Source organism: Mesorhizobium sp. M7A.F.Ca.US.006.04.2.1, assembly GCF_004022915.1.
GTDB classification, from domain to species: domain Bacteria; phylum Pseudomonadota; class Alphaproteobacteria; order Rhizobiales; family Rhizobiaceae; genus Mesorhizobium; species Mesorhizobium ciceri.
Map to the genome: position 1 here is coordinate 1 of NZ_RZQA01000654.1, position 3,745 is coordinate 3,745.

At 62.1% G+C, this 3,745-nt stretch carries 3 protein-coding genes and 1 pseudogene; 1 reads left to right on the forward strand and 3 read right to left on the reverse strand.

The window, feature by feature from the left end; all coding sequences use genetic code 11:
* Positions 1-204, reverse strand: a pseudogene (locus tag EN925_RS27380) (DUF459 domain-containing protein); the annotation flags it as partial.
* A gap of 128 nt (positions 205-332) precedes the next feature.
* On the reverse strand, positions 333-1,553 hold the full coding sequence (locus tag EN925_RS27385) for a lytic murein transglycosylase (protein ID WP_027161398.1): 1,221 nt from the start codon (positions 1,551-1,553) through the stop codon (positions 333-335).
* A gap of 209 nt (positions 1,554-1,762) precedes the next feature.
* On the opposite strand from EN925_RS27385, the gene galU reads away from it, so the two are divergent.
* On the forward strand, positions 1,763-2,668 hold the full coding sequence (gene galU / locus EN925_RS27390; RefSeq protein WP_127370531.1) for a UTP--glucose-1-phosphate uridylyltransferase GalU: 906 nt from the start codon (positions 1,763-1,765) through the stop codon (positions 2,666-2,668).
* A 40-nt stretch (positions 2,669-2,708) separates the two neighbouring features.
* On the opposite strand, the gene EN925_RS27395 is transcribed toward galU, so the two are convergent.
* Positions 2,709-3,745 (reverse strand): outer membrane beta-barrel protein (locus EN925_RS27395; protein ID WP_164894421.1); only part of this gene is annotated, 1,037 nt, incomplete at its 5' end.

Consider the following 3,745-nt stretch of genomic DNA (forward strand, 5'->3'; position numbering starts at 1 on the left):
CTTCTGGATATCCAGCGGCGGCTCAATGCGCTCGCTGCGGCGCGGAAACAAAAGGTCGCGCAACGACCAGCCGCGGTTTTGCTGCTCCTGCGCCATGGCCGGCGCATGAAAGGCGCCAGCAACGCCGACGGCAAGCACGACCACGGCCAGGACGAGCACCGGCATGCGACGAACAAGCCCTGCGATGCGCGCAGCCGAAGCCAATCGTTTCCTCCGTCCCTTGGCGCAGTCCTGCCGAAAAACCGCATCGGTTTCTCGGCAAATGCCGCGCCAACCAGATTGCTACAGTGTCCTTTGCGCGCCTGGAAGGCCGCGCGGCACCGCAGGCGGCTCTATTTCTGCCGGAGCCACTTCAGCACTTCCATGCTCGGATAGCCGTCCTGGGTCAAGCCGGCCTTGGCCTGGAAGGCCATGATGGCAGTCTTCGAGCCGTCGCCGATCTTGCCGTCGAACTTGCCGTCGTAAAGGCCATGCTGGGAAAGCCGCTTCTGCAGCTCCTGTCTTTCCTCGAAAGTAAGCTTGGTGAAAGGCCGCTTCCAGTCCTGCACCAGACCGCTCGAGCCGGCGATTTCGTCGGCAAGAAGGCCGACGGCCAGCGCATATTTGTCGGCGTTGTTGTAGGCCTTGATGACCGTGAAATTCTTGATCATCAGGAAGGCTGGCCCGCTGCGGCCGTCCGGCACCTTCAGCGTCGCCTTGTCGGAGCCGTTCTTGAACGGCTTGCCGTTGGCCCTGACGACGCCGAGCGCCTGCCACTGCGACAGTGTCTTGGAACCGCCGGGAAGTTTTCCGGCTGGCAAGGCGACCTCATAGCCCCAGGTCTTGCCGGCTTGCCAGCCATTCTTCTTCAACAAATTGGCTGATGTCGCCAGCGCATCGGGGATCGAATTCCAGATGTCTCGCTTGCCATTGCCGTCCATGTCCACGGCATAGTGCAGATAGCTGGTCGGGATGAACTGGGTGTGGCCCATGGCGCCGGCCCAGGATCCGCTCAGATGGCTTTCGTCGATGTCGCCGGTCTGCAGGATCTTCAGCGCGGCGATCAGCTGTGTGCGGGCGAATTTCGCCCGCTTCGGATCGGCGTAGGCCAAGGTCGCCAGCGAGCGCACGACGTTGCGCATGATGTCGTCGCGCTTGAGGATCTCGCCATAATTCGATTCCATCGACCAGATGGCCAGCAGGATGTAACGGTCGACGCCGAACCTGGCCTCGATCCGATCCAGCCACGGCTTCCATTTCCTGGCCATCTGCTGGCCGACGGCGACGGACTGATCATGGACGCGGTTGTCGAAATAGTCCCAGGCAGGGGCCGTGAATTCAGGCTGCGTGCGCGCCTTTTCCAGCACCACGGGATCGATATCCCTGATGTTCCTGAAGGCCTGGTCGTAGAGGGCGCCGGAAACGCCGCTCTGCACGGCGGTGGCGCGGAAGCCGGCGACCCATTGCCGGAAACCGGCATCGGCGAAAGCGGGGCCAGGCATCAGCAGAGCGAGCGATAGGCTGGCTGCCGCCATGACGCTGGTAAAAATTTTTGCGGCATTGCGAACGGACATCTTTTCCTCCTTCTCTGTCTCAGGAAAGACCATTCATCGCCGAACCAGGTTAGGAATTAGTTTACCATAGGTGCCACCGGGAACGAAAAGACGCTTCGAAGCTTTACCGGTGGACGTTCCCCTCAGTTTCCCAGTAATCCCCAATTCCGGCGTGAAAATGTCTTGAAACGGGGATTGCGGAGCTGGCCCTCAAACGGATAATTGAAAGCATGAAGAGAGTTCGCAAGGCAGTCTTCCCGGTCGCCGGTCTCGGCACACGGTTTCTTCCGGCCACCAAGGCTGTCCCCAAGGAAATGCTGACCGTCGTCGACCGGCCGGTGATCCAGTATGTGGTGGATGAGGCGCGCGAGGCCGGCATCGAGCATTTCATCTTCGTCACCGGTCGCAACAAGGCCGTCATCGAGGACCATTTCGACATCCAGTTCGAACTCTATGACACGCTGGCCCAGCGCGGCAAGGACGACCAGCTCGCCCGCCTGCAGCGGCTGCAGCCGGCGCCGGGGCAGACCAGTTTCACACGCCAGCAGGTGCCGATGGGACTTGGCCACGCCGTCTGGTGCGCCCGCGAGCTCGTCGGCGACGAACCCTTCGCGCTTTTGTTGCCTGACATGATCATGCAGTCGGAGAAGAGCTGCACGAAGGCAATGGTCGAGCTCTACGAGGAGACGGGCAACAACATCATCGCGGTGCAGGAATGCGATCCCGCCGAAACCCACAAATACGGCATCGTCGGCCGCGGCGAGGACACGCATCACGGCTTCCGTATCACCGAGATGGTGGAAAAGCCGAAGGCCGGCACCGCGCCGTCCAACCTCTACATCAACGGCCGCTACATCCTGCAGCCGGAGATCTTCAAGATCCTAGAAGGTCAGGAAAAAGGCGCCGGCAACGAGATCCAGCTCACCGACGCCATGCTGAAGCTGGAAAAGCAGCAGCCTTTCTACGGCTACCACTATCGAGGCCGCACGTTCGACTGCGGATCGCCGGAGGGTTTTGTCGAGGCCAATGTTGCCTTCGCGCTGTGGCGCAGCGACATGAACGAGAACATGGCGGGCGTCATCCGCACGCTTCTCGACGAGCTGAAGCCGTTAGAGCGCCGTGGCGCTGCGTTTTAAAACATCCTAGCGAGCGGCCGGATGTCGTTGGTGCGGCCGTTCAGCGCTGCACCTTGACGCCGAGGAAGATGCTGTTGGCGGTGTAGTCCCGGCCCGGCAGGTTGCTGGTCAGTTTCTCGGTCCTCACTCTTGTGGTCAGGCCGGCGTAGCGGTTCAGCCACCAGGTCAGGCCGGCCTCGGCGCTCAACACCCTGTCATGGCCGTCGATGCCGATGTAATCACGCCAGTCGAGACCCAGAGCCGCGTTGGCGGTGAGGTTGGCGCGAATCTGGCGTTCGCCGGTCAGGCGACCGGAATAGAGGATGTCGCCGCTCTCGCCCGATGTGGTCGTGGGCTCGACGGTGGTCCGCCCGGTCAGGCCGATTATGGTGCCGCGCTCGGGTGACCATTTGAGGTCGGCGTTGACGGTGGCACCCGATATCGCATCAAGGTTTTTGTCGTCGATCGCTTCCCTGAGCCAGCCGGCCGAGAATTCGCCCGACAGCTTCTCACCCATGTCGAGTGCAAGGCCGGCGCGGGCGCCGAGTCGCGTCGACGAGCGCTCGAAGCCTTCATTGTCGATGCGTTGATCATAGGTCCGGCGGCCGACCTCGATTTCGGTGAAGGGGGTCAGGGCAGGGGAGATCTCGTAGCCGGTGCGCAACGTCGCCGTGTAGAGCGTCGAGTCCTGATCCTTCTGCGATAGCGAGGTGCCGTCCGAGAGCTTGGCGTCGCCGTAGAAGTCGTGCGAGACCGCGCCGGTCAACGTGTACTGCATCTTGCCGAGATGCTTTTCGACGGCCAGGCTGCCATCGATGGTCTGCCGCAGCGGCTGCTTGCTGACGCCGGCAATGGCATCAGGCGATGATGCCGATTCCGGCACGGCCTCGTAGCCGAGCTTGGCGATGGCGCGCAATTCATTGTCGAGATCGACATTGAGCTGGCCTTCGATGCGGCCTTGCTCGTCGTGAACCGGGTAACCCGAGACGGTCTCACGAAAAAGGCCATAGCCGTCGATCGTAGCGGAGTTCTCGCGCCAGTCGGAGGCGGCGGAAAAGCGCAGCGCGGTCTCGGACAGCAGCGCCGACTTGCCTGCAC